Source organism: Enterobacter sp. PL1 (assembly GCF_945957325.1).
Taxonomy (GTDB): domain Bacteria; phylum Pseudomonadota; class Gammaproteobacteria; order Enterobacterales; family Enterobacteriaceae; genus Enterobacter; species Enterobacter roggenkampii.
This window is the reverse complement of sequence record NZ_CAMFKT010000078.1, coordinates 1-1,430: the sequence shown is the minus strand read 5'-3', so window position 1 is coordinate 1,430 and position 1,430 is coordinate 1. Positions and strand designations below refer to the sequence as shown.

The window sequence follows — 1,430 nt, the reverse complement described above, 5'->3', positions numbered from 1 at the left end:
GAAATTCGAGCCTGTCGAGCAAACGGTTAGCAGCAGCCGAGTTGTTACCAACCTCGAAGTTGCGAAGCCAGATGAAACGACTGATATTGCCGGCGAGCATTTCACTCAGAAGTTTGTCCAGGTGATCGCGAACATCCGCTGTTAAATTTTCCGCAATCCGCGTTTCAATCCGCCGCTCAGCGGCGACCAGAGCATCCGCGCACAAGCGCTCGATTGTCGATACTGCGGGCAGAATGGTGGAAGTTTCCCGACACCGCACAATAAAACGATGAGCAAGATCCTCGTTTGATCTGGCATCTTCGGCCTGGCCGAAAGTCCACTCCCGCAGATCACGGGCACCACGGCCCGTGAAGGTCTTGTAGCCGTAAATTTCGCGCAGCGTGTCCATGTGCTGCTGACGGGTTTGGCGCCGTGTGGCATAAGTGAGAAGCGCATCAGCCGGAACTCCAAGCTGAGCACCGACGAAGGAAAGGACTTCACGCGGGATCATCTCACCAGGAGCCAGTGCACGGCCCGGATATCGTAAGGCACAAAGTTGCAGGGCAAAGCCAATCCTGTTTTCCGGTCTGCGGCGCTGCCTAATGTTTTCCAGGTCATCATCGCCCAGCGTGTAGAACTTCAGTAGCGACAGTTCGTCCGTGGGCAGATCGAACAGCGCTGCTCGCTGCCGTTCGGTGAAAATATGGCGTCGTGACATACAAATTCGTCCCTTTTGAAGTATAGTCTGTTTTGGACAACAGCCAGCCCATATAAATCAGGGCGTTCCGATACAAAAATCCAGGAGGGTTCAATTGGGACATCGTGCCGCCATTTACTGCCGGGTTTCAACAGCGGATCAGTCTTGTGAACGCCAGGAATTTGATCTGCGAGCCTTCGCCGGCCGTGCCGGCTACGACGTGGTGGGAATATTTAAGGAAACAGGTTCAGGAACTAAACTCGACCGGGCCGAGCGAAAGAAAGTCCTGGCGCTTGCCCAGTCCAGACAAATTGATGCAATCCTGGTCACTGAGCTTTCCCGGTGGGGGCGCTCGACGCTCGATCTGCTCAATACGCTACGTGAACTGGAGAACTGGAAGGTTTCCGTGATAGCCATGAATGGAATGGCGTTCGATCTTTCGTCGCCGTATGGACGAATGCTGGCGACGTTTCTTTCCGGCATTGCGGAGTTTGAGCGGGATCTCATCAGCGAGCGGGTCAAGTCAGGCCTTGCTGTTGCGAAGGCACGTGGTAAGAGGCTTGGTCGTCAGGCCGGAGTGCGACCAAAATCAGACCGACTTTTGCCTAAGGTGGTTGCGATGAGGGCCGAGGGACGCAGCTATCGCTGGATCGCACGCGAGCTCGGTATCAGCAAGAATACCGTCGCTGACATCGTGCAACGACACAGAGCTAACGCTTAGGGTGTCATTTCGCCCTCAGCCGGAACCGACCCC

The 1,430-nt window shown here is 55.3% G+C and carries 2 protein-coding genes; one reads left to right on the top strand and one right to left on the bottom strand.

Annotated features, from left to right (window positions below):
- Window positions 1-697 (bottom strand): DUF4158 domain-containing protein (locus N6P30_RS24300; protein ID WP_260630010.1); only part of this gene is annotated, 697 nt, incomplete at its 3' end.
- A gap of 94 nt (window positions 698-791) precedes the next feature.
- Here N6P30_RS24300 and N6P30_RS24295 point away from each other — a divergent pair.
- A complete protein-coding gene (locus N6P30_RS24295) occupies window positions 792-1,397 on the top strand; it encodes a recombinase family protein (protein ID WP_000509966.1) in 606 nt (201 codons plus the stop codon).
- Window positions 1,398-1,430 lie beyond the last annotated feature (33 nt).